The organism is Crossiella sp. NPDC003009, assembly GCF_053591555.1.
In genome coordinates this window covers 48720-70313 of sequence record NZ_JBSFUA010000003.1, presented here as the reverse complement: position 1 = coordinate 70313, position 21594 = coordinate 48720, and the positions used below count along the sequence as shown (strand labels likewise).

The 21594-nt window shown below is 71.0% G+C and carries 22 protein-coding genes; 17 read left to right on the top strand and 5 right to left on the bottom strand.

Going from position 1 to position 21594, the window contains the following annotated elements:
• The first annotated feature begins 12 nt into the window (after window positions 1-12).
• A complete protein-coding gene (gene rplA / locus ACWDY5_RS04280; protein WP_252480521.1) occupies window positions 13-729 on the top strand; it encodes a 50S ribosomal protein L1 in 717 nt (238 codons plus the stop codon).
• A 65-nt stretch (window positions 730-794) separates the two neighbouring features.
• On the opposite strand, the gene ACWDY5_RS04275 is transcribed toward rplA, so the two are convergent.
• Window positions 795-1415: a hypothetical protein gene (locus ACWDY5_RS04275; RefSeq protein WP_449720892.1), complete on the bottom strand. Its 621-nt coding sequence runs from the start codon at window positions 1413-1415 to the stop codon at window positions 795-797.
• 56 nt (window positions 1416-1471) lie between these two features.
• On the opposite strand from ACWDY5_RS04275, the gene ACWDY5_RS04270 reads away from it, so the two are divergent.
• From ACWDY5_RS04270 to ACWDY5_RS04205, 14 genes are all read left to right on the top strand, one after another.
• Entirely contained in the window at window positions 1472-2008 is a 537-nt protein-coding gene (locus ACWDY5_RS04270) for a DUF6886 family protein (RefSeq protein WP_449720891.1), read from the top strand.
• 227 nt (window positions 2009-2235) lie between these two features.
• The gene (gene rplJ / locus ACWDY5_RS04265; RefSeq protein ID WP_252480524.1) at window positions 2236-2802 is read left to right on the top strand and encodes a 50S ribosomal protein L10; all 567 of its coding nucleotides are present in this window, start codon (window positions 2236-2238) and stop codon (window positions 2800-2802) included.
• Between the two features lie 60 nt (window positions 2803-2862).
• On the top strand, window positions 2863-3249 hold the full coding sequence (rplL, locus tag ACWDY5_RS04260) for a 50S ribosomal protein L7/L12 (protein ID WP_449720890.1): 387 nt from the start codon (window positions 2863-2865) through the stop codon (window positions 3247-3249).
• A gap of 247 nt (window positions 3250-3496) precedes the next feature.
• The gene (locus tag ACWDY5_RS04255) at window positions 3497-4621 is read left to right on the top strand and encodes an ABC transporter ATP-binding protein (RefSeq protein WP_449720889.1); all 1125 of its coding nucleotides are present in this window, start codon (window positions 3497-3499) and stop codon (window positions 4619-4621) included.
• Window positions 4618-5406, top strand: coding sequence for an MlaE family ABC transporter permease (locus ACWDY5_RS04250; RefSeq protein ID WP_252480527.1), 789 nt, complete (start codon window positions 4618-4620; stop codon window positions 5404-5406). The genes ACWDY5_RS04255 and ACWDY5_RS04250 overlap by 4 nt, the downstream gene beginning before the upstream one ends.
• Entirely contained in the window at window positions 5406-6245 is an 840-nt protein-coding gene (locus ACWDY5_RS04245) for an MlaE family ABC transporter permease (protein ID WP_283661823.1), read from the top strand. Before ACWDY5_RS04250 ends, ACWDY5_RS04245 begins: the two co-directional genes overlap by 1 nt.
• Window positions 6242-7606, top strand: a complete 1365-nt coding sequence (locus ACWDY5_RS04240) for an MCE family protein (RefSeq protein ID WP_449720888.1) — start codon at window positions 6242-6244, stop codon at window positions 7604-7606. The genes ACWDY5_RS04245 and ACWDY5_RS04240 overlap by 4 nt, the downstream gene beginning before the upstream one ends.
• Window positions 7603-8628 (top strand): MCE family protein, encoded by a 1026-nt coding sequence (locus tag ACWDY5_RS04235; RefSeq protein ID WP_449720887.1) that lies wholly within the window; start codon window positions 7603-7605, stop codon window positions 8626-8628. The genes ACWDY5_RS04240 and ACWDY5_RS04235 overlap by 4 nt, the downstream gene beginning before the upstream one ends.
• Entirely contained in the window at window positions 8625-9608 is a 984-nt protein-coding gene (locus ACWDY5_RS04230; protein ID WP_449720886.1) for an MCE family protein, read from the top strand. Before ACWDY5_RS04235 ends, ACWDY5_RS04230 begins: the two co-directional genes overlap by 4 nt.
• Window positions 9605-10792 (top strand): MCE family protein, encoded by a 1188-nt coding sequence (locus tag ACWDY5_RS04225; RefSeq protein ID WP_449720885.1) that lies wholly within the window; start codon window positions 9605-9607, stop codon window positions 10790-10792. Before ACWDY5_RS04230 ends, ACWDY5_RS04225 begins: the two co-directional genes overlap by 4 nt.
• The gene (locus ACWDY5_RS04220; protein WP_449720884.1) at window positions 10789-11985 is read left to right on the top strand and encodes an MCE family protein; all 1197 of its coding nucleotides are present in this window, start codon (window positions 10789-10791) and stop codon (window positions 11983-11985) included. Before ACWDY5_RS04225 ends, ACWDY5_RS04220 begins: the two co-directional genes overlap by 4 nt.
• Window positions 11985-13241, top strand: coding sequence for an MCE family protein (locus ACWDY5_RS04215; protein ID WP_449720883.1), 1257 nt, complete (start codon window positions 11985-11987; stop codon window positions 13239-13241). Before ACWDY5_RS04220 ends, ACWDY5_RS04215 begins: the two co-directional genes overlap by 1 nt.
• A 17-nt stretch (window positions 13242-13258) precedes the next feature.
• Window positions 13259-13807: a hypothetical protein gene (locus ACWDY5_RS04210; RefSeq protein WP_252480535.1), complete on the top strand. Its 549-nt coding sequence runs from the start codon at window positions 13259-13261 to the stop codon at window positions 13805-13807.
• A 13-nt stretch (window positions 13808-13820) separates the two neighbouring features.
• A complete protein-coding gene (locus ACWDY5_RS04205) occupies window positions 13821-14690 on the top strand; it encodes a hypothetical protein (RefSeq protein ID WP_449720882.1) in 870 nt (289 codons plus the stop codon).
• On the opposite strand, the gene ACWDY5_RS04200 is transcribed toward ACWDY5_RS04205, so the two are convergent.
• Genes ACWDY5_RS04200 through ACWDY5_RS04185 form a run of 4 tightly spaced genes read right to left on the bottom strand, consistent with a single transcriptional unit; the run spans window position 14691 to window position 17576 of the window.
• Window positions 14691-15698, bottom strand: coding sequence for a hypothetical protein (locus ACWDY5_RS04200; RefSeq protein WP_449720881.1), 1008 nt, complete (start codon window positions 15696-15698; stop codon window positions 14691-14693).
• A complete protein-coding gene (locus tag ACWDY5_RS04195) occupies window positions 15695-16003 on the bottom strand; it encodes a hypothetical protein (RefSeq protein ID WP_449720880.1) in 309 nt (102 codons plus the stop codon). Before ACWDY5_RS04195 ends, ACWDY5_RS04200 begins: the two co-directional genes overlap by 4 nt.
• Window positions 16003-16449 (bottom strand): YbaB/EbfC family nucleoid-associated protein, encoded by a 447-nt coding sequence (locus ACWDY5_RS04190; RefSeq protein ID WP_449720879.1) that lies wholly within the window; start codon window positions 16447-16449, stop codon window positions 16003-16005. The genes ACWDY5_RS04195 and ACWDY5_RS04190 overlap by 1 nt, the downstream gene beginning before the upstream one ends.
• Entirely contained in the window at window positions 16446-17576 is a 1131-nt protein-coding gene (locus tag ACWDY5_RS04185; protein WP_449720878.1) for a DUF6346 domain-containing protein, read from the bottom strand. Before ACWDY5_RS04185 ends, ACWDY5_RS04190 begins: the two co-directional genes overlap by 4 nt.
• A gap of 461 nt (window positions 17577-18037) precedes the next feature.
• On the opposite strand from ACWDY5_RS04185, the gene ACWDY5_RS04180 reads away from it, so the two are divergent.
• Both ACWDY5_RS04180 and ACWDY5_RS04175 read left to right on the top strand, forming a co-directional pair.
• Entirely contained in the window at window positions 18038-18403 is a 366-nt protein-coding gene (locus tag ACWDY5_RS04180; RefSeq protein WP_449720877.1) for a hypothetical protein, read from the top strand.
• A gap of 25 nt (window positions 18404-18428) precedes the next feature.
• A complete protein-coding gene (locus ACWDY5_RS04175; RefSeq protein ID WP_449720876.1) occupies window positions 18429-21041 on the top strand; it encodes a helicase-associated domain-containing protein in 2613 nt (870 codons plus the stop codon).
• The last annotated feature ends 553 nt before the right edge of the window (window positions 21042-21594 follow it).

The window sequence follows — 21594 nt, the reverse complement described above, 5'->3', positions numbered from 1 at the left end:
AAGGACAGCACCATGAAGCGCAGCAAGGCCTACCGCCAGGCAGCCGAGCTGATCGACCGCGACCGGCTGTACAGCCCGCTCGAGGCCGCTGAGCTCGCCAAGGAGACCTCCAAGGTCAAGCTGGACGCGACCGTCGAGGTCGCCATCCGCCTCGGCGTGGACCCCCGCAAGGCCGACCAGATGGTCCGCGGCACCGTGAACCTGCCGCACGGCACCGGCAAGACCGCCCGCGTCATCGTCTTCGCTGTCGGCGACAAGGCCGCTGAGGCCGAAGCCGCAGGCGCGGACGCGGTCGGCTCCGAAGAGTTGATCGAGCGCATCCAGGGCGGCTGGCTCGACTTCGACGCGGCGATTGCCACCCCGGACCAGATGGCCAAGGTCGGCCGGATCGCCCGCATCCTCGGCCCGCGCGGCCTGATGCCGAACCCGAAGACCGGCACCGTCACCCCGGATGTCACCAAGGCCGTCAACGACATCAAGGGCGGCAAGATCAACTTCCGCGTTGACAAGCAGGCCAACCTGCACCTGGTCATCGGCAAGACCTCCTTCGACAAGGACAAGCTGGTCGAGAACTACGCGGCCGCGCTGGACGAGGTCCTCCGCGCCAAGCCCTCGGCCGCCAAGGGCCGCTACGTCAAGAAGGTCACCTTCAGCACCACCATGGGCCCGGGCATCCCGGTCGACCCGGCCCGCACCCGCAACCTGCTGACCGACGAGGCCACCGCCTGATCGGCCGCAAACCCGGAACGGGGCGCTCTCCGCGAGGAGGGCGCCCCGTTTTCGTTCGTTCCGGCTCAGCCGGTCAGGCAGTCCGCCGTCTCCTTCTCGTGCCCGGTGATCAGCCAGCCGCCGTCGCCCTGCTTGGTCAGGATGAACACGCCGAGCCGCTCCCCGCCGGTGACACCCAGGTCGCAGGAACGGACCTCCGAGGTGCTCCCGCTGGTGAAGGCGGCGTTCTCCGGAATGTCCGGGTTGGCGTAGCGGGCCTTGTCGGTGACCTTCGCCGCGGCCGCCTGCGCCGCCTGCGCGCAGTCGGCGACCCCGAAGCTCTTCGCGAACGCGGCCTTGCCCGCCGCGGAGAACACCGCGCAGGCCTGCTTCGGATCACCGGCCACGTAGTGGTAGACGGTGCGCACCGCCTCCTTGGGCGAGGTCTGCTGCACGGTCTGGTCCTGCTGCCCCGCGCCGCCGTTGGCACCTCCGCCGCCGCGCAGCGGGCTGTCCTCGCAGCTGAAGAAGTAGAAGTAGGCGAGGATCAGCACCGCCGCGATCACCCCGTACTTGATCAGCCGGTTGCGCCAGGTCCGCTGCTTCGGCAGGCGTTTTTCCAGGCGCTGCACGATGCGGTCTTCGACCTCTCGCAGCTCCAGCTCACGCTTGGCCGGGGTGCCCTGGTCATCGAACTGTCGGTCCACCACTACCTCCTGTCCTGACACATGGTGCCGTCTCGGTCACCCGGCATGCTGGCCTGGTGGCCGAAGCACCCGTATGGCACTTCTCCGAGGACCCCGGCATCACCGAGTTCCGCCCGCACCGCGCGCCCACCTCCAGCGATCCCGAGCCCGCGGTGTGGGCCGTGGAGGAGGCCAGGGCCAGCGACTTCTGGTTCCCGAGGGACTGTCCGCGGGTGTTGTTCCGGCCGGAGCCGGGGCGGCAGCCCTCGCCGGCGGCGCTGGCGCTGCTTGGTGGGGCTCGGCAGGTCGCGGTGGTGGAGTGGGGGTGGTGGGCGCGGGTGTGCGGGGTGCGGCTGTTCCGGTACGCCTTCGCGCCGGGGCCGTTCCGGCGGTGCGCCAACCCGCGCTGGTACCTGACCGCGCGGGAGGCGGTGCGGCCGCTGGCGGTACAGCCGGTGGGGGATGTGGTGGCGCTGCACGCGGCGGCCGGGATCGAGCTGCGGCTGGCGCCGAACCTGTGGCCGGTGGCCGGGCTGGTGGAGCGGAGCGGGCTGGAGTTCTCCATGATCCGGATGCGCAACGCCCTGCCCCGCCCGGCCGATTTGGAGCCTTGACAGGCCGTCGCGTAGTCTGGTCGCAGTTCCACCAAAGACCGCTGGTCTTTCCCTGTCCGGTTCTCCGGATCGGGAGACGAAGGCCCCGTGATCACGAGGGCGGCCCGCGCAGGAGGACGAGGCAAGTTTCGCGCGTTCACTCGCGCGTCTTTCACGCCCCGTGCCTGTGCGCCGGGGCGTTCGTCGTCTCCGGGCCCCATTCATCAGAGCTTGGAGAGGAGGCGACCATGGCGAAGCCCGACAAGGTTCAGGCCGTCGCCGAGATCACGGAGAAGTTCCGTGGTAGCTCGGCCACGGTTGTCACCGAGTACCGCGGGCTCTCCATGGCGCAGCTGACGGAGCTGCGTCGTGCCCTCGGTACGGGCACCACGTACACCGTCGCGAAGAACACGCTGGTGAAGCGTGCCGCTGAGGATGCCGGCATGGCCAGCCTCGCGGACCTGCTGGTCGGCCCGACCGCGATCGCCTTCATCGAGGGTGAGCCGGTCGACGCCGCGAAGGCGCTGCGCAACTTCGCGAAGGACAACAAGGCCCTTGTCATCAAGGGTGGCTTCATGGAGGGCAAGCCGCTCTCCATCGATGAGGTCAACCGAATCGCGGACCTCGAGTCCCGTGAGGTGCTGCTCGCCAAGCTGGCGGGCGCGATGAAGGGCAACCTGGCCAAGGCCGCCGGTCTGTTCGCCGCTCCGGCGTCGCAGGTCGCGCGTCTGGCGCAGGCCCTGGCGGACAAGCGTGCTGCGGAGGGTGGCGCCGCGGCGCCGGCCGACGCCGCCGACGCGCCTGCCGAGAGCTGACCAAACACCGAACCGCGCCGCGTGATCACCGCGTCGCAACGTATTGAGAGGAACGCCACAATGGCGAAGCTCAGCACCGAAGAGCTGCTCGACGTCTTCAAGGAAATGACCCTGCTCGAGCTCTCCGCGTTCGTGAAGGAGTTCGAGGAGACCTTCGAGGTCACCGCCGCCGCGCCGGTCGCCCTTGCCGCCGCCGCCCCGGGCGCCGCTCCGGCCGAGGCCGCCGAGGAGCAGGACGAGTTCGACGTCGTCCTCGAGTCCGCCGGTGACAAGAAGATCCAGGTCATCAAGGTCGTGCGTGAGATCGTCTCCGGCTTGGGCCTGAAGGAGGCCAAGGAGCTCGTCGAGGGCGCGCCGAAGCCGGTCCTGGAGAAGGTCGCCAAGGAGGCCGCCGAGGCCGCCAAGGAGAAGCTGGAAGCCGCTGGCGCCAAGATCACCGTCAAGTGATCCGAGCGGCCTCGGCCGCTTGAGCACAGCAGCGTAGCTACGCAGCGGGGCGGGTTCCCTACCGGGAGCCCGCCCCGCTGTCGTGTGTGCGCACCTTGTCCGATCGCGTTATACACCTGTGACCGCTAACCCAACTGGGCAGTAACTTGCTGCGGCAACGCTCGTTGCACCAGTGTGACGCCGGTCGCTACGGCGTCGATCTGTCCCTGGGCAGGCACGGACGAGCCGCGGTAAAGCGGGAGGTGCGATGGGCGTCGAGGTGGTCGTCGAAGGCCTGAGCAAGTCCTTCGGCAGGCAGGCCATCTGGGGAGATGTCACGCTGACCTTGCCGCCAGGCGAGATCAGCGTGCTGTTGGGCCCCTCCGGTACCGGAAAGTCGGTCTTCCTCAAGTCGCTCGTCGGGCTGCTCCGGCCGGAACACGGCCGGGTGATGATCAACGGCGTGGACATCTGCAGCTGTTCCGAGCACAAGCTGTACGAGATCCGCAAGCTCTTCGGCGTGCTGTTCCAGGACGGCGCGCTGTTCGGCTCGATGAACCTCTTCGACAACATCGCCTTCCCCTTGCGTGAGCACACCCGCAAGAGCGAGGCCGAGGTGCGCCGCCTCGTGCTGGAGAAGATGGAGATGGTCGGCCTCATCGGCGCGGAGAAGAAGCTGCCGGGTGAGATCTCCGGCGGTATGCGCAAGCGGGCCGGGCTGGCCCGCGCGCTGATCCTGGACCCGGAGATCATCCTGTTCGACGAGCCGGACTCCGGCCTCGACCCGGTCCGGGTGGCCTACCTGAACCAGCTGATCGTCGACCTCAACGCGCAGATCGACGCCACCTTCCTGATCGTCACCCACGACATCGGCACCGCGCGCACCGTGCCGGACAACATCGGCATGCTCTTCCGCCGCGAGCTGGTCATGTTCGGCCCGCGCGAGGTGCTGCTGACCTCCACCGAGCCGGTGGTGGAGCAGTTCCTCAACGGCCGCCGCGAGGGCCCGATCGGCATGAGCGAGGAGAAGGACGCGGCCCAGGCCGCCGCTGAGCTCGCCGCGCTGGCCGCCAACGGCGGCAGCAACCTCGGCGGGCCCAAGGGCGGTGGCGGCACTGGGATCGTGCCGCAGATCGAGGTCAGCCCCGGCCTGCCGGTGCGGGCCGCGGTGCGCCGCCGCAAGGAGCGGGTGATGCGCATCCTGCACACCCTGCCGCCGATCGCGCAGCAGGCCATCGTGGCCAGCCTCACCCCGGACGAGCAGGCCTACTTCGGCGTCTACGCGGGTGCGGCCGCGCCGCAGCGCACGCAGCAGCTGACCCAGCCGCCCAGCCCGCAGTCGCGGGAGCCGTGGCAGCCCTCGCCGTGGACCAGGCCGGGAGGCCAGCCATGACCAGGCCCACGGCGAAGTTCCCCGGCGCGGGCGCGCTGGCCGAGACCGGCCGGATGTTCGCCCTCGGCCTGGACACCACCAGGGCGATGGTCAAGCGCCCGTTCCAGTTCCGCGAGTTCATCCAGCAGTGCTGGTTCATCGCCAGCGTCACCATCCTGCCCACCGCGCTGGTCGCGATCCCCTTCGGCGCGGTCATCGCGCTCCAGCTCGGCTCGCTGACCAGGCAGATCGGCGCGCAGTCCTTCACCGGCGCGGCCAGCGTGCTGGCGGTGATCCAGCAGGCCAGCCCGATCGTGACCGCGCTGCTGATCGCCGGCGCGGGCGGCTCGGCGATCTGCGCGGACCTGGGCTCGCGCAAGATCAGGGACGAGATCGACGCGATGGAGGTGCTCGGCGTCTCGCCGATCCAGCGCCTGGTGGTGCCAAGGGTGCTGGCCGCGATGCTGGTCGCCGTGCTGCTCAACGGCATGGTCAGCGTGGTCGGCGTGCTCGGCGGATACTTCTTCAACGTGGTCATGCAGGGCGGCACCCCAGGGGCCTACCTGGCCAGCTTCTCCGCGCTGGCCCAGCTACCGGACCTGTGGATCAGCGAGATCAAGGCGCTGATCTTCGGCTTCATCGCGGGCATCGTGGCCGCCTACCGCGGGCTCAACCCGGCCGGTGGCCCCAAGGGCGTCGGCGACGCGGTGAACCAGTCCGTGGTGATCACCTTCCTGCTGCTGTTCTTCGTCAACTTCGTGCTGACCACGGTGTACCTGCAGCTCGTCCCGGCGAAGGGCATGTGATGGTGACCCTCGGCGATCGGCTCCGGAACGCGGCGAACCGGCCCCTGCACGGCCTGGACGCGCTCGGCGACCAGCTGTCCTTCTACCTGCGGGCGCTGGCCTGGGTGCCGCGCGCGCTGCGCCGCTACATGCGGGAGACGCTGCGGCTGCTGGCCGAGGTCAGCTTCGGCAGCGGCGCGCTCGCGGTCATCGGCGGCACCATCGGCGTGATGATCGGCCTGACCCTGTTCACCGGCACCGTGGTCGGCCTGCAGGGCTACGCGGCGCTGAACCAGATCGGCACCTCGGCCTTCGCCGGGTTCGTCTCCGCCTACTTCAACACCCGCGAGATCGCGCCACTGGTGGCCGGCCTCGCGCTCTCCGCGACGGTGGGCTCCGGCTTCACCGCCCAGCTCGGCGCGATGCGCATCTCCGAGGAGATCGACGCGCTGGAGGTGATGGGCGTGCCCAGCCTGCCGTTCCTGGTGACGACCCGGATCATCGCCGGGTTCGTCGCGGTGATCCCGCTGTACGTGATCGGCCTGCTGACCTCCTACCTGGCCTCGCGCACGATCACGACCGAGTTCTACGGGCAGTCGGCAGGCACCTACGACCACTACTTCAACCTGTTCCTGCCACCGGAGGACGTGCTCTGGTCCTTCGGCAAGGTGCTCGTGTTCAGCGTGGTCATCATCATGACCCACTGCTACTACGGCTACCGGGCCAGCGGCGGGCCGGCCGGCGTGGGCGTCGCGGTCGGCCGGGCCGTGCGCACCGCGATCGTGACCACCGCGCTGCTGGACTTCTTCCTCAGCCTGGCGATCTGGGGCACGACGACCACCGTGAGGATCGCTGGATGACCGCTCGCTCCACCTTGTCCGTCCTGCGCCGCCGACTCCTCGGTGTCGTGTTCCTGGCGGTCATCGCACTGCTGCTCGGTCTCACCGTGGCGGTCTACCGCGGCGACTTCGAGCGCACCGCGGCGGTCACGCTGCGCACCGACCACATCGGCAACCAGCTGATGACCGAGTCCGACGTGAAGGTGCGCGGGCTCATCGTCGGCGAGGTCAAGCGCGTCTCCAGCAAGGGGGACGGCGCCGAGCTGGAGCTGGCCCTGCAGCCGGACAAGCTGGCGCTGATCCCCAAGGACGTCACCGCCCGGCTGCTGCCCAAGACCCTCTTCGGCGAGCGGTACGTCGCGCTGGTGCCCACCGGCAAGCCGGCCGGCGGGCACCTGGCCGCGGGCGATGTGATCAGCCAGGACCGCAGCAGCTCGGCGATCGAGCTGGAGCGGGTGCTGTCCAACCTGATGCCGGTGCTGCAGGCGGTGCAGCCGCAGAAGCTGGCCAGCACGCTCGGCTCGATGGCCACCGCGCTGGACGGGCGCGGCGACCAGCTGGGCGAGACGCTGACCCTGCTCAACCGCTACCTGCGCGAGCTGAACCCGGCGCTGCCCGACCTCAAGGCGGACATCACCGCGCTGGCCGACGTCAGCGGCACCTACGACAAGGCCGCGCCGGAGTTGCTGCAGGCGCTGGCCGACCTGACCACCACCACGAAGACGGTGGCCGAGCAGCGCACCAACCTGCAGACGCTCTACACCAGCGTGGGCAACACCTCGGCCGACCTCACCGGGTTCCTGGCCGCCAACCGCAACAACCTGATCAGGGTGGCCCAGGACAGCAGGCCGCTGCTGGACGTGCTGGCCAAGTACGCGCCGGAATATCCCTGCTTCCTCAAGGGGATGGCCGAGCTGGTGCCGAGGCTGGACAAGGCCTTCGGCAAGGGCACCAGCTCGCCCGGCCTGCGGATCACCATGGAGATCACCGCGAACCGTGGGAAGTACGTGCCGAACCAGGACGAGCCCCGTTACGGGGACAAGCGCGGGCCGCGCTGCTACGACATCCACCCGAGGCCGGAGCCGTTCCCGCAGTACCCGCCGGAGGGCCCGGTGAAGGACGGCAGCAAGCCGCCGCCCGCCGCGCGCAGCGCCAACGATGGCCTGAACCCGCCGATCAACGTCCAGAACGGCGGTCACGTGGCCCCGTCCGCGGCCTCCGGCGGTGTCGCGGACACCGGGATCGCGAACTCCTCGGCCGAGCAGGACTTCCTGGCCGCGCTGATCGCCGGACAGCTCGGCGTCGAGCCGCAGCAGGTGCCCAGCTGGGCCAGCCTGGTGCTCGGCCCGGCCTACCGCGGCACGGAGGTGACGCTGAAATGAGGGGACTCACCGCGCCGCTGGTCAAGTTCACCGTCTTCGTGGTGGTGACCGTGCTGGCCACCACGCTGCTGGCGATCACCATCGCCAACTCCGACCTGCGCGACTCATCCGGCTACCTGGCCAGGTTCACCGATGTCACCTCGCTCAACCCCGGTGACGACGTGCGCATCGCCGGGGTCAAGGTGGGCGAGGTGGAGGAGGTCAAGGTCGCTGACCGGCGGCTGGCCGAGGTCCGGTTCTCCGTTGAGCAGCAACGGAAACTGCCAGCCACGGTGACCGCCACGGTCAAGTACCGCAACCTGGTCGGCCAGCGCTACATCGCGCTGGAGCAGGGCTCCGGCGGCGCCGGCACGCTGCCGCCCGGTGGGGTCATCCCGCTGGAGCGCACCCGGCCGGCGCTGGACCTGACCGCGCTGTTCAACGGGTTCAAGCCGCTGTTCCAGGCGCTCAACCCGGATGACGTGAACAAGCTGTCCTACGAGATCGTCCAGGTGCTGCAAGGCGAAGGCGGCACCATCACCAGCCTGCTCGCGCACACCGCCTCGCTGACCACCACCATCGCGGGCAAGGACAAGGTGATCGGCGAGGTGGTGGACAACCTCAACCAGGTGCTCGGCGCGGTCAACGAACGCGACCAGCAGCTCAGTGGCCTGGTCAGCCAGCTCCAGCAGCTGGTCTCCGGGCTGTCCCAGGATCGCCAGCCGATCGGCGAGGCGATCACCGCGCTCGGCTCGCTGACCAACGCCACCGCCGGACTGCTGGACGGGGCCCGGGAACCGCTGCGCAAGGACATCGACCAGCTGGGCCAGCTGGCCAAGAACCTGGGCGACGGCAACGACATCGTGGAGGGCATCCTGCAGCGGATGCCGAAGAAGCTGGAGACGATCACCCGCACCGCGACCTACGGCTCCTGGTTCAACTTCTTCCTGTGCGAGGCCAGCGGCCAGGTCACCGTGCCGATCATCAACAAGCCGGTGGAGATCCCGGTCATGCCCAACACCCAGCCGAGGTGCAAGGCATGAAGCCCTTCCGCGAGCGCAACCCGATCACCATCGGCCTGGTCAGCCTGACCGTGCTGACCCTCGGCCTGCTCAGCGCGTTCTTCCTCGAGGACCTGCCCATCGTGGGCGGCGGCACCAGCTACCGGGCCCAGTTCAGCGAGGCCGCCGGGCTCAAGCCGGACGACGAGGTTCGGGTGGCCGGGGTCAAGGTCGGCAAGGTCGCCGACGTGGAGCTGGAGAGGGACCACGTGCTGGTCACCTTCCGGGTGGATGACGCCTGGGTGGGCGACCGCAGCACCGCGGCCATCAAGATCAAGACGTTGCTGGGCCAGAAGTTCCTCGCGCTGGACCCGCAGGGCGCCGCCCCGCTCAAGCCGAGCGAGGCGATCCCGCGCGAGCGCACCATGTCGCCCTACGACGTGACCGAGGCCTTCACCGGCCTGGCGAACACCGTCGGCCAGATCGACACCGATCAGCTGGCCAAGAGCTTCCAGGTCATCGCGACCACCTTCCGGGACACCCCGGAGGAGGTGCGCGGCGCGCTGGACGGGCTCAACGCGCTGTCCAAGACCATCTCCAGCCGGGATGACCAGCTGGCCAAGCTGCTGGCCAACACCAACTCGATCAGCAAGACGCTGGCCGACCGCAACGCCGAGTTCGAGAAGCTGCTCGGCGACGGCAACAAGCTGCTGGCCGAGATCCGCAAGCGCAAGGACGCGATCAGCTCGCTGCTCGACGGCACCCGCAAGCTGTCCACCGAGCTACAGGGCCTGGTGGCCGACAACAAGGACCAGCTGCGCCCGGCGCTGGCACAGCTGGAGCGGGTGACCACCATGTTGCAGCGCAACCAGGACAGCCTCGGCCGCAGCATCAACCTGCTGGCCCCGTTCGTCCGGGTGTTCGCCAACACCCTGGGCAACGGCCGCTGGTTCGACACCTACATCTGCGGGCTGCTGCCGCCCTCGCTCGGCCCGATCAACCCAGAGGGGTGCCGCCCATGAGCACTCCGCTCAAGGCCAGGCCGGACCTGGCCCGGATCATCGCCTTCGGCGCGGTGGTGGTGCTGCTGCTCACCGCGACCCTGTGGTGGGTGCTGGCCCGCCCGGCCGGACGGCTGGTCACCGCGTACTTCTCCGCCGGCATCGGCGTGTACGAGGGCGGCGACGTGCGGGTGCTCGGCGTGCGGGTGGGCACCATCGACAAGGTTGAGCCGCAGGGCACCCAGGTCAAGGTCGAGATGCGGGTGGACCGCGACGTCGAGCTGCCAGCCCAGCCCAACGCCGCGGTGGTCAACCCGAGCGTGGTCAGCGACCGGTACGTGCAGCTCGCCCCGGTGTACACCGGCGGCCCGAAGCTGGGCGAGCACACGGTGATCCCGCGCGAGCGCACGGTCACCCCGATGGAGCTGGACGAGGTCTACGGCAGCCTGGACAAGCTGACCACCGCGCTGGGACCCAAGGGCGCCAACAAGAACGGCGCGCTGTCCCAGCTGCTCGACGTCAGCGCGGACAACCTGGCAGGCAACGGCGCGAAGCTGCGGGACACCATCCGCGAGCTGGGCGACGCCGCGGGCACGCTCAACGGCGCGCGGGAGGACCTGTTCGGCACAGTCGACAACCTGCGCAGGTTCACCTCGATGCTGGCCGCCAACGACAAGCAGGTGCGCGAGTTCAACACCCAGCTGGCCGACGTGAACCGGTTCCTGGCCGGTGAGCGCGAGGACCTGGGCGCCGCGGTGCGCGAGCTGGCCGCCGCACTGGTCAGCGTGGAGGGCTTCATCAGGGACAACCGGGAGCAGCTGAAGTCCAATGTGGACAAGCTGGCCAGCATCACCAAGGTGCTGGTGGACCAGCGGGCCGCGCTGGCCGAGGTGCTCGACGTGGCCCCGCTGGCCCTGGGCAACCTGCAGAACACCTATAACGCGGCGAGTGGCACCCTGGATACCCGGGCGAATATCAACGAGCTGACCAGGCCGCCGATCGTGATGGTCTGCGAGCTGCTCCGGCAGACCACGCCGAAGGAGCTGCCGCAGACCCTCGCCGACATCTGCGGCAAGCTCGCCGGCGTGGTCGACGGCGTGGTCAAGCTGCCCAGCGTGGCCGATGTGATCACCTCGCTCCAGCAGGGCAAGGTGCCGCAGCTGCCGCCGCTGCTGGGCACGCCGCCAGGGAAGGGGCAGCGATGAAGATCGCCCCGAAGAAGACGGCACTGCGCGCGGCCGGACTGGTGCTGACCGCCGGCCTGCTCGCCGGGTGCGGCATCGGCGAGTTCACCGGGCTGTACAACGTGTCCCTGCCCGGCGGCGCCGACGTCGGCGACCACCCGTACCGGGTCAAGGTGCGGTTCAAGGACGTGCTCGACCTGGTCCCGCAGGCCGGGGTGAAGGTCAACGATGTGCCGGTGGGCCGGGTGGAGAGCGTGGCGCTGGCCCAGGACGGCTGGACCGCCGAGGTCACCGTGCTGGTCAACGGCGAGGTGAAGCTGCCGGCCAACGCCGATGCCAAGCTCCGCCAGTCCAGCCTGCTTGGGGAGAAGTTCGTCGAGCTGGCCGCGCCCAAGTCCCCGCAGGGCAACCTGGCCGACGGCGCGCTGATCCCGCTGGAGCGGACCAACCGCAACCCGGAGGTCGAGGAGGTCTTCGGCGCGCTGTCCCTGCTGCTCAACGGCGGCGGGGTGGCCCAGCTGCAGACCATCACCAGGGAGCTGAACAAGGCCCTCTCCGGCCGGGAGCCGGAGCTGCGCGAGCTGCTGGGCAACGTGGACAAGCTGGTCAGCACGCTGGACGGGCACAAGGGCGAGATCGCCCGCGCGCTGGACGGGCTGAACCGGCTCTCCGCCACGCTGGTCGGCCAGATCGGCAACATCAAGAAGGCGCTGGACGGGCTGGAGCCCGGCCTGAAGGTGCTCGCCGAGCAGCGGCAGCAGCTGGTCGGCATGCTGCAGGCGCTGGACCGGCTCTCCGGGGTGGCCACCGACGTGGTCAACCGCAGCAAGGACGACGTGATCCACGACCTCAGGGCGCTCACACCCACCCTGCAGAAGCTCGCCGAGGCCGGCCAGAACCTGCCAAAGGGCTTCGAGGTGCTGCTCACCTTCCCGTTCCCGGACTCCGCGGTGGACGGCATCAAGGGCGACTTCACCAACCTGCACGCCAAGATCGACCTCGACCTGAGCCGCATCCTGGACAACCTGGGCAGCTCCCGGCAGGGCCTGCTCGGCCCGCCGCAGCCCGGCGCACAGCAGCCCGGCGCGGCCCCGCCGCTGCTGCCCGGTCTGCCTGGGCTGCCCACCCCGCCGACGCCGAACCGGCCGGGCGGCGGGTCGCAGCAGGGCGGACTCGGCGGCCTGATCGGTTCGCTGCTGGGCGGTGGTCGCTGATGATGACCAGCCGCATCCGCATCCAGATCATCGCGTTCGTGCTGATCGCGCTGGTCGGGGTGAGCTACGCCGGGGCCCGCTACGCCGGGATGGACCGGTTGTTCGGGCCGCGCGGCTACGTGGTGACCATGAAGCTGGCCGACTCCGGCGGCATCTTCACCAACGCCGAGGTGACCTACCGCGGCGTCACGGTCGGCCGGGTCGGGCAGCTGCGGCTCACCGACAACGGCCTTGAGGTCGAGCTGGACATCGAGGAAGGCTTCGACCGGATCCCGGCTGACACCAAGGCCGTGGTGACCAACCGGTCCGCGGTCGGCGAGCAGTACGTGGACCTGCGGCCCAACACCGACACCGGGCCGTACCTGGCCGGTGGCTCGGTGATCAGCGTGGACCGCACCGCCACCCCGCCGCCGGTGGAGACGCTGCTGGCCAACCTGGACGGGCTGACCACCTCGGTGCCGCTGGACTCGCTGCGCACCGTGGTGGACGAGCTGGGCACCGCCTTCGACGGCACCGGGCCGCAGCTGCAACGGCTGCTGGACACCACCTCGGTGTTCACCAAGGACGCGGTGAAGAACCTGCCGCAGACCCTGGAGCTGCTGCGCAAGGCGCGCACCGTGCTGGGCACGCAGAACCAGCAGTCCTCCTCGATCACCTCCTTCAGCAAGGACCTGCGGTTGCTGGCCGAGCAGCTGAAGACCTCCGATCCGGACCTGCGCAGGCTGATCGAGAACACGCCGAAGGCCACCGACCAGATCAGCGGGCTGCTGCGGGAGTCCGGTCAGGGCATCTCCGAGCTGACCGCGAACCTGCTCACCACGGTCGATGTCGCGCTGCCGCGCAAGGACGGCCTGGAACAGGCCATGGTCACCTACCCGCTGGTGGTCGGCGGCGCGTTCACGGTGGCCCCCGGCGACGGCACCGCGCACTTCGGCCTGGCCATCAACCTGTTCGACCCGCCGCCCTGCACCAAGGGCTACGAGAAGACCAAGCGCAGGCCGGGCAACGCGACCGGGCCGATCGCGCTGAACACCCAGGCGTACTGCGCGGAGGGCCCCGGCAGTCCGGTCGACGTGCGCGGGGCGCAGAACGCGCCCTACGGTGGCAAGCCGATGACCCCGCCGCCCTCGACCAAGCTGGTCGGCCCGGCCAGGCAGCCGCAGCCGGGCGCCGCGTCCGGCCTGCTCGCGCTGTTGCAGTTGCCAGGCAGCCAGGCGCCGCGCAGTCTGGCCCAGATGCTCGGCCTGTCCGGCTGAGCGAGCTTTGGAGCGTTATGACCGACCGATCCACTGATCCACGTCCCGGCACCGATCCACGCCGCGTGCTCGTGCTGGGCGCCACCGTGCTGGTCGTGCTCGCGGCCCTGTTCGCGGGCTGGTACGGGGTGTCGTGGGCGGCCGCGGGCTCCGACGACGGCCTGGAGTTCGCCAGGGAGCGGGACGAGGTGGTGCTCGTCGGTCAGCAGCACGTGGTCAACCTGCTGCACCAGGACTACCGCAAGTACGACGAGATCTTCGAGCAGCTGAAGACGGCCACCACCAGTCCGCTCAGCGAGGCGCTGGCCGCGGACAAGGAAGCCACCAAGAAGTACCTCAACGACCGCAAGCTGGTCACCACGGCCAAGGCCAGGGAGAGCGCGCTGACCGAGCTGGACCTGCGCGCGGGCAAGGCGAAGATGCTGGCCATCGTGGAGCTCACCGGCAAGTCCGGCGACGAGCAGCCCCAGGTCTCCACCGGCCGGGTCGCCGTCGAGCTGACCAGGACCCCCGACGGCTGGCGGCTGTCCGCGCTGGACGCCGTTCGCCCCGCACCGGCCGTCTGAGGAGGACCGAGCAGTGCCACCGATCCGCCGCAACCGCCCCACCGGCACCCCGGCCCGCCACCCCAAGGTCGCGGGCACCCGGGGCCGCCCGGCCACCGAGCGCTTCGAGGACCCCACCGCCGCCCCCGAGGCGCTCGAGGACACCGCAGCGCCCGCCCCCGCAGCGCCCGCCCCCATCGAGGACACCGCCGCCGAGGACACCGCCACCGCGGAACTCTCCGCGCGCGGCGTGCTGGAGCCCGAGGCCCCCGCCGAGCCGGAGCCCGCCCCGGAACCCGAGGCGAAACCGCGCCCCAGCGCCAAGCCCGCCAAGCCCAAGCCCGCGCCGGAACCCGCGGCCGAAGCTGACCCCGAGCCCGACCCCGACCCCGCCGAGCCCCGGCGCTCAGGCTGGCTGCTGCCCGCCGCGCTGGTCCTGGTCGCGGCCGTGCTCATCGTGCTGGGCGTCTGGTTCCGCGCCGAGTACCTCCAGGCGGAAAGCGGCGGCAGCAACCAGGCGCTCGTCGACAACGCGCGCACCAGCGAGGTCGTCGGCCAGGTCACCAACGCGATCCAGACCGTGCTGTCCTACAACTTCGCCGAGCCGCAGAAGAACGAGGACGCGGCCAAGGCGGTGCTGATGGGCAAGGCCACCCAGGACTACGACACCATCCTGACCGGCCTGCGCAAGACCGGGCCGGAGCAGAAGCTGGTGTACAGCACCATCGTCCGCTCCGCCGCGGTCAGGGTGCTGGAGGGCGACCGGGCCATGGTCCTGGTCTTCGCCGACCAGCACAGCGAGCGCGCCAGCGACGGTTACCGCGGCGACACCGCGCTGCAGGTCGTGGTGAACATGCAGCAGGTCGACGGCAAGTGGAAGATCACCGAGATCCAGCCCCGCTGACTAGCCGGGGTGCTCGGCGTTCGTCCCCTCCTTGACGGCTTCCTTGGCCGCCACCGTGCCCTTGCTGCCCGCCACTTTGCCCACGGTGCCCAGGGCGTCGGTGGCGCGCTTGCCGACGTTGTTCACCGCGCCGATGCCGCTGTCCACCGCGGCCCTGGTGGCCTTGGTGGAGGCGGCCGCGCCCGCCGCGCTGTTGGAGAACTTGCGGATGAACACGCCCAGCTGCTCGATCGCCTCGGTGAGCTTGCGCAGCTTGCCGAAGATCTTGCGGGCCAGCGCGCAGGCGTCGGCGATCGCGCTGGTGATGAACGCGGCCGCGGAGGCGCCGAGGGTGAACAGCGCGGTGAGCCCGGCGGCGATCAGCTTGCCGATCCACTTGCCGATCAGTTCGGCGATCAGGTCGAAGATCAGCCCGCGCACCGAGGCGACCGCGATGCCGGAGTACTCCACCACCTTCGCCGCGGACGCGGCCTTCTCGCCGGCGGCGCGCAGCGCTTTCACGTAGGCGGTGGCGGTCTGGTGGTAGATCTGGCCGGAGGGGGTCTTGGCCATCCAGGACTGCACCGAGGACAGCTCGCGCTCGTAGTCGCCCGCCGCGCTGTTGAGCTCGTTGGCGATGTTGGTCCAGGTGCCCTTGAGCGCCTTCACCGCGTCCGGGTCGCCGGTGACCACCTCGATGCCCTCGCGCAGGAAGTCCACGTGCTCGATCAGCCAGCCCGCGGCGGCCTTGCCCAGCTCGCCGAAGGGGTTCATCACGATGCCGAGCACGTCCAGCGCGAGCACCGCGCCGTCGGTGACCGCCTCCGTGACGCTGAAGTCGGGCTCGCCGATCCGGCCGAAGTCGCCGATGGCCTCATTGAGGCTGTCCGCGATCCCCGCGCCCTTGAGCGTGACGTTGCCCTGGAAGCAGCCGTGCTCCGGCTTCTCCTTCTCGATCAGGTCGTTGGTCTCCGGGTTGCTGTCCGCCTTGGGGCGGGGCGCCTGGACGCTCGGCGTGGGCTGGCTCATTTCTGGATCCCCCTGAACATCTGGGCCAGGGCCGCTTCGACCTGCTCGTAGCTGGCCCGGCAGTCCTCGACGCCCTTGCCGCAGACCCCGCCGGTCTCGCTCAGCGCGGAGATCAGCTGGGACACCTGGTTGCCGAGGCCGTTGACGAAGATCTCGCCGTACGGGTAGAGCAGCACGCCCCAGGCGGCGGTGTTGCGCGAGCCGTTCGCGGCCGCGCCCGCGGCCTTGTCCACCCGCGCGGTGATGGCCTCGACCGCCTTCGCGTGCGCCTGCAGCGCGGGCAGGTCACCGTGGATGCCGGTCATCACCAGCCGTCCTCTCGCATGATCGGGCGGCCGCCCTCGTCATCGCCGTCGTCCGGACGCCTTCGGGGTGGCTGGGGCGCGTCCTCCTCGGCAGGCTCCGGCAGGTTCTCCCGGACGAAGTCCATCGCCTCGGAGTCCTCGCCGACCACGGTGGCCATGATCGCCGCGGTCTGCTGGCCCGCCCTGCCCTGCGCCTGCCGGACCGTGGCCATGATCGCCGCGGCCAGCTCCTCGTGCCCGAGCCCGCTCGCCTTGGCGGTGAGCCGGAGGTCGGTGAGCACCCCGCCGGGGTTCACCGTGACCGTCACCGCGCCGTCCCGGCTGGTGGCCGTGGCACTCGCCGTGGCCAGTGCCTCCTTGGCCTGCTCGGCGCGGGCCTGCAACGCCTCGATCCTGGCCTCCTGTGCGTCGAGCCAGGCCATCGGATCGGTGATCGGTCGGCTCATCCGGCCGCCCCTCCCTGATCGGTGCTCTTCGGTGCCACCCCCGCACCCTGCGACTCCGACGACGCCGCGGGCAATGCGGTTCCCTCGGTGGCGGTACCTCTCGGCCGGATCCGGTAGATGGCGAAGACGGCCCCGGTGACCAGCCCGATGAGCAGCAGCCCGCCCGCGATCTGGCCGAAGCCGACCCACCAGCGGACGGTGCCGCTCGGGTCGGGATGGTCGGCGGGCACGGTCACCCAGTCCACGCACCGCCTGCCGCAGGAGACCTTCGCCGAGCGCACCTCGACCTGGCCGCTGAGCTCGCGCAGCGACTCCACCTTGGTGCGGCCAGGTGGCAGCGCGCCGTCGCGCCACCGCACCTCGGCCGGGCACTCGTAGCGGGTGAACTCCACCAGCAGGAAGTTCCGGTCGGCCCGCCGGCAGTGGTCCACGGTGGCCGTGCCGGTCGCGCGCACCTCGGCGCCGGGCCGGACCCCCGCCTGGAAGTCGACCGCGTTGAGCAGCAGGATCCCGCCGACCAGCACACCGATGCCCAGGTAGACCACGAAGGCCGCGGCCACGTGCCGGGCGAGCCGCCGCTGCCGCCCGTCCGCCCGCGGTGGCCGAGGCCCGTTCAGCATTCCCACCAGCGGAAAGACCGCGAGAATGCCGAGCAGGAACACGCCGGCGAGCACCCACAGGTCGACCTCGCCGCGCGCGCCCCGGTCCGCCTTCGGGTGGTCCACCGGCACCACGGTGGTGTCCGGGCAGCCCTGGCACGCGCTGCCCGCGCCTTCCCGGACCGGCAGTCGCCTGCCGGAGATGTCGTGCCGGGACCAGACCACGGTCTCCCGCTCCAGGCCCTGCTCCGCGCCGCTGTCCCAGCGGACCTTGGCCGGGCAGGAGTACGCGGTGAGGCCGGTGACCAGCAGGCTCCGGTCCACCCTCGTGCACTGCTCGACCTGGGCCGTGCCGATGCGCAGGTCGTCCTCGGCAGGCGCGGCGCCCCGGTGGAACTTCGCCGCGGGGCCCGCCTGGAACACCAGCACCATCAACCAGATCAGCACACCGAGCAGCGCCGCACAGCCCAGCCGGAAGAGCACCGCTGGCGGGCGCGGCAGGCGCGCCTTCGCCGGTTGGTCGGTCACGCAGGCAGCGTAGGGCCAAGCCGGATCAGCCGGATGCACTCGATCGTGCGAGTCGCCAAGCCCGGTTTGCCAGCCTGGCACAGGGCAGAATCACGCGACCCCAAACGGCCCGCCCCGTGCGCCGGTCTCCCCGCCACCGCGTTCCCCGGACCGCCCGCTCCACCCATTTCCGCAGCTCAGCGTCGCCTTCGCCGCCCCAGTACCGAATCACCCGTTCGTGTCACCCGCCAAAGTGGCCTTGCCAACCTGGCACAGCGCACTCTCAGGCCATGCACCGCAGCAGAGACACCCACCGCCCCCACCCGCACCCCACCGGAGCCGGCCCCGCAACCGCCAGACCCCCGCCCCGCTACGACAAGTGGGTGAGTTCCTCGCGGTCGTGCCAGGTAGCACCAGCTCGGATTTGTGAAGTCCCGATCGGTCACGAAATGCTAACGGTGGCTGTGGCATAGTCGTCGCCCATGCGTGACTCCGAGCCCGACGGGATCACCGAGCTGACCGAGGAGCAGCTGGCGTTCCTCGCCGAGCTGCCCTCGGAGCGCAGACACGAACTGCTCGACTGGTGGCATGCCCGGCGGGCGGCCCTGGTGGCGCTGCGCGAGGACGGCAGACGCTTCGCCGACCGGCTGGACGAACTGGTCGGCGAGATGCAGGCGGAGCTGGGCGATCAGCCCAACGAGGACGCCAAGGAGTCCTTCACCGACCTGCTCACCGGACTGGCGCTGATCGCCGAGTCGGGCCGGGCCTTCGCCAGGGACGACGTGGACAGCGCCGTGGAGCTCAGCTCAGTCGCCGGTGACTACATGCGCAGGGCAGGGGAGGACTGATCACAACGCGGGAGTAGGCAGGCCGATGAAGCTCAAGGAGTACCTGCGCGGTCTCGACCGGACGGCGCTGGTGCGGTTGTTCGAGCTCCGGCCGGACGTCCTGGTCGAACCCGCGCCCCGGTACTGGGACGGCCTGGCCAAGGCCCTGTCCACCCGCACCTCGCTGGAGCTGGCCCTGCGCGAGCTGGACCAGGACGCGCTGTCGGTCACCCAGGCCATCCAGGTGCTCGGTCCCTCGGTCACCCCGGCCGAAGTGGCGGGCACCCTCGCCTCACCCCGGCCACTGGTCACCGCCGCACTGGCCCGCCTCGCCGAGCTCGCCCTGGTCTGGCCGACCGCCGACGGCGGCCTGGCCTGCCCACCCCGGCTGGCCACCTGGTGGACCGCCCCGCTCGGCCTGGGCGCCCCGCTCGCCGACCTGCTCGCCCCCTACCCGCTGGCCGAGGTCCGCGCGCTGACCGCCCGGCACGGCCTGCCTCCCGACGGCACCAGGTCCACCCTGACCCGCCGGCTCGCCGACCACCTCGGCGACCGGTCCCGCCTCACCCGCCTGTTGGCCGACCTGCCCCGCCCGGCCGCCAAGCTGCTCACCGGCCTGCTCGCCGACCATCCCCGCGTCACCCTGACCGACGGCGAGCTGACCGACGAGGACCTGGCCGCCACCGTGGCCCCGCTGCTCGAGCTCGGGTTGCTGCTGCGCAGGGGCAAGTCCGCGGCCGAGGTCCCGCGCGAGGCCGGCTTCGCCCTGCCCGAGCACCGCCGCCGCTTCCGCCTGACCGGTCCGCCCCACCCGGCCACCAGCCCGGCCACTCCGGAGCTCGCGCGCAGCCAGGCCGCCGTGGCCGCCGCCGAGGCGGTCCGCCTGACCACCACCCTGCTGGAGCACGCCGAGGCCGAACCCATCCCTGCGCTGCTCTCCGGCGGCATCGGCACCAGGGAGCTGCGCCGCCTGGCCAAGTCCTTCGGCTGCCCACCGGAACACGCCGCCCTGTGGCTGGACCTGGCCTACGCCGCCGACCTGCTCGGCCACCACCGCGCGGGCCACCACCTGGACAGCTACGCGCCCACCGCCGCCTACGACGACTGGCGCACCCAGCCCGCCGCGCACCGCTGGACCACCCTGGTCCGCACCTGGCTGACCCTGCCCGAGGCGCCCACCCACCGCCAGACCCCCGACGGCCGCACCATCCCGCCCACGGTGCCCAACCCCGGCCCCGCCAAGGCCCAGCGTTACGCCCTCCTCACCGCCTACGCCGGCCTCGCCCCGGACCAACGCGCCGCCGACCCCGCCATCCTGGCCCAGCTCGCCTGGCACGCCCCCCTGCTCACCACCACCGACCACACCAGGGCCCTCGCCCAAGCCACCCTCACCGAAGCCCGCCTGCTGGGCCTGCTCTCCGAAGACCAGCTCACCGAAGCCGGCCACGCCCTCCTGGCCGCCACGGCACCCGGGCGCGCCTGCGCTCACGCGGCGGCCCCGGCAGGCCGGTCGCCCGCCACCGGCCCCGCTGAAGCAGCGTCGGCCCCCAACCCCGCGCCGAACCCGGAAGCGCCCTCGAACCCCAGCCACGTGTCGAACCTGGAAGCGGCGGCCTCGCGGCCCGGAGAAGCACCGAACCCCGAAGCGGCCTCGCACCGCAGAACAGTGCCGAGCTCCGAAGCGGCCTCGTGGCGCGGAACGGCTCCGGCCTCCGGATCAGTCTCCGATCCCGAAGCCGCCCTGCTCGCCGCCGCCACCGCCCTGCTCCCCGCCACCGTCGGCACCGCCCGCCTCCAGTCCGACCTCACCGCCATCGTCACCGGCGACCCGGCCCAGCACCTGGTCCGGCTGCTCGACACCGTCGCCGACCTGGAGACCAACAGCGCGGCCCGGGTCTGGCGGTTCTCCGCGGCCAGCATCCGGCGGGCCCTGGACGCCGGCGGCACCGCCGACGGGCTGCTCGCCGACCTGGCCGAGGTGGCCGCCGGCGGCGTGCCCCAGCCGCTGGCGTACCTGGTGCGGGACGTGGCGCGGCGGCACGGGTCGATCAGGGTGGTGGACGCCGGGTGCGTGATCCACACCGCGGATGAGATTCAGGCGCTGGAGATCATGAACTCGCGGCCTGCCGAGCGGCTGGGGTTGCGGCAGGTGGCGCCGACCGTGCTGGTCAGTCCCCGGCCGCGGCCGGAGAGCCTGGCCCAGCTGCGGCGGGCCGGGTTCACCCCGGTCGGCGAGGACGCCACCGGCAACGAGGTGCCCGAGGCGCAGGAACCCCGGCGGGGACGGGCGCAGCCCGCGCCGTGGCGGCCCGAGGACCACGCCGCGACCCCGGCCGCGCTGGCCGAGGCGCTGGCCGAAGCGCCCGCGGTGGACGGGCCCGTGGACCCGGACCGCCACCTGCGGTACCAGGCGCCGGACCTGCCCGAGCCCGATCGGGGCTGGCTGGCCGCGGCCATCAGCACCGGCGGGCCGGTGGAGATCTCCTACCGGAGCCCGGACGGGCCTGCCAGCCCGCGCGTGGTCAGCGACCTGACGCTGGAGCACGGCATCCTGCTCGCCTGGTGCCACCGGCACGAGACCGAGGCGCAGTTCCTCGTGGAGCGCATCGCCTGGGCCCGGCCCATCTCCGGGCCGGTGGCCGCAGGACGGCCGCGTTGACCTGCGGCGATGGGCCGAGGGCTGGCAATTGCCCCTAGTCAAGCGCCAGTTGGCGCATGGCCGAGGGGCCCGGAAACCGGTATCCTTGATCAAGTTCCTTGGGCAGGGTTTCCGCGGCGGGGACAGCGCAGGACCGGCCGCGCAGGGTTTGCTGGGAGTTGCCGTTCGGCGACGCGGAGTGCGCGTTCTCCGAACTGGTGGCGCTGTTGACCGGGACCGGCTGGGGTCCGGGTCACAAATCGATCAAGGTCTGGGCTGCTGACCGGGTCGGGGTCACCCGGTCGAGGGTGCGACGAGCGGTCGCTGACGGCGGGTGGAGCGTCCTCCCCGTGACGTCAGGACGCAGCGTGACCAGGGGAATTCGTGCGGTGAGCGGTCGTTCTGGTCGGCAAGCGGACCAGTGTGACGTTCCTCAACCCCTCTCGGCAAGGCCGGAATCGGGTATAGAAAACCCGCTCTTCGGGTACTTCTCCACAGGATGACCTGGTCAAACGGTTACGTGAGGTGAGTTGGCCCTGCGCCAACGGAGTGATCACCGCGTGGCATCTTGACT

What these genes read in the sequence shown, in the direction of transcription:
- rplA (WP_252480521.1), top strand. Translation starts at nt 13, where the DNA reads ATGAAGCGCAGCAAGGCCTACCGCCAGGCAGCCGAGCTGATCGACCGC.
- rplJ (WP_252480524.1), top strand. Translation starts at nt 2,236, where the DNA reads ATGGCGAAGCCCGACAAGGTTCAGGCCGTCGCCGAGATCACGGAGAAG.
- rplL (WP_449720890.1), top strand. Translation starts at nt 2,863, where the DNA reads ATGGCGAAGCTCAGCACCGAAGAGCTGCTCGACGTCTTCAAGGAAATG.
- ACWDY5_RS04255 (WP_449720889.1), top strand. Translation starts at nt 3,497, where the DNA reads ATGGGCGTCGAGGTGGTCGTCGAAGGCCTGAGCAAGTCCTTCGGCAGG.
- ACWDY5_RS04250 (WP_252480527.1), top strand. Translation starts at nt 4,618, where the DNA reads ATGACCAGGCCCACGGCGAAGTTCCCCGGCGCGGGCGCGCTGGCCGAG.
- ACWDY5_RS04245 (WP_283661823.1), top strand. Translation starts at nt 5,406, where the DNA reads ATGGTGACCCTCGGCGATCGGCTCCGGAACGCGGCGAACCGGCCCCTG.
- ACWDY5_RS04240 (WP_449720888.1), top strand. Translation starts at nt 6,242, where the DNA reads ATGACCGCTCGCTCCACCTTGTCCGTCCTGCGCCGCCGACTCCTCGGT.
- ACWDY5_RS04235 (WP_449720887.1), top strand. Translation starts at nt 7,603, where the DNA reads ATGAGGGGACTCACCGCGCCGCTGGTCAAGTTCACCGTCTTCGTGGTG.
- ACWDY5_RS04230 (WP_449720886.1), top strand. Translation starts at nt 8,625, where the DNA reads ATGAAGCCCTTCCGCGAGCGCAACCCGATCACCATCGGCCTGGTCAGC.
- ACWDY5_RS04225 (WP_449720885.1), top strand. Translation starts at nt 9,605, where the DNA reads ATGAGCACTCCGCTCAAGGCCAGGCCGGACCTGGCCCGGATCATCGCC.
- ACWDY5_RS04220 (WP_449720884.1), top strand. Translation starts at nt 10,789, where the DNA reads ATGAAGATCGCCCCGAAGAAGACGGCACTGCGCGCGGCCGGACTGGTG.
- ACWDY5_RS04215 (WP_449720883.1), top strand. Translation starts at nt 11,985, where the DNA reads ATGATGACCAGCCGCATCCGCATCCAGATCATCGCGTTCGTGCTGATC.
- ACWDY5_RS04210 (WP_252480535.1), top strand. Translation starts at nt 13,259, where the DNA reads ATGACCGACCGATCCACTGATCCACGTCCCGGCACCGATCCACGCCGC.
- ACWDY5_RS04200 (WP_449720881.1), bottom strand. Translation starts at nt 15,698, where the DNA reads ATGAGCCAGCCCACGCCGAGCGTCCAGGCGCCCCGCCCCAAGGCGGAC.
- ACWDY5_RS04195 (WP_449720880.1), bottom strand. Translation starts at nt 16,003, where the DNA reads ATGACCGGCATCCACGGTGACCTGCCCGCGCTGCAGGCGCACGCGAAG.
- ACWDY5_RS04190 (WP_449720879.1), bottom strand. Translation starts at nt 16,449, where the DNA reads ATGAGCCGACCGATCACCGATCCGATGGCCTGGCTCGACGCACAGGAG.
- ACWDY5_RS04180 (WP_449720877.1), top strand. Translation starts at nt 18,038, where the DNA reads ATGCGTGACTCCGAGCCCGACGGGATCACCGAGCTGACCGAGGAGCAG.
- ACWDY5_RS04175 (WP_449720876.1), top strand. Translation starts at nt 18,429, where the DNA reads ATGAAGCTCAAGGAGTACCTGCGCGGTCTCGACCGGACGGCGCTGGTG.